At 53.6% G+C, this 550-nt stretch carries 1 protein-coding gene; it reads right to left on the bottom strand.

Going from position 1 to position 550, the window contains the following annotated elements; all coding sequences use genetic code 11:
• A partial coding sequence (locus ACTHUR_RS17235) for a GNVR domain-containing protein (RefSeq protein WP_440399930.1) occupies window positions 1-550 on the bottom strand: 550 nt, incomplete at both ends.

Genomic DNA, 550 nt, shown 5'->3' with positions numbered 1-550 from the left:
GGTAATAACGGCTTTGCGCGGTGCGATCGGTTTTTCCGGTGTGAAGGCATGGTCGACGACACGGACGTTGCCTTGCGCACTGGCTTTCATGATGTTGAGCTCTTGCTGTTTCGCCAAGAGTTGGACGTAGGTCGCTTGGTTGGTTTCTACGTCGCGGGTCAGGCGGATGACTTCCTGTTGGGTGTTGGGTAGACCGGCGATTTGCTGGTTGATTTTGCTCTTGGCACGTTCGAGGACAGCCAGTTTGTCCAAAACGGCTTTATAGGAAGGGTGTTCCGGAGTGTATAGTTCCGCCAAGCCTGCTTCTTCAGTTTTGAGCAGGGTGATTTGGGTTTCGATGCTGGTCAGGCTTTCAAGCGCACCTTTGGATTCAAGCGGGATGTCGAGCGAGCCGGCGCGTTCGCGGTAAGCATTGAGTTTGTTTTCTGCTTCTTGCAGAGTCTCTTTCAGATGAGGCAATTCTTCGCTGATAAACGCCAAACCGCTGGAGGCGACTTGAATGTCGCGTTCGCGGTTTTGCGCGACGTAGTTGTCGGCGATGCTGTTGAGG

This window comes from Neisseria sp. P0021.S007 (assembly GCF_051956855.1).
This window is presented reverse-complemented; position numbering and strand designations above follow the sequence as displayed.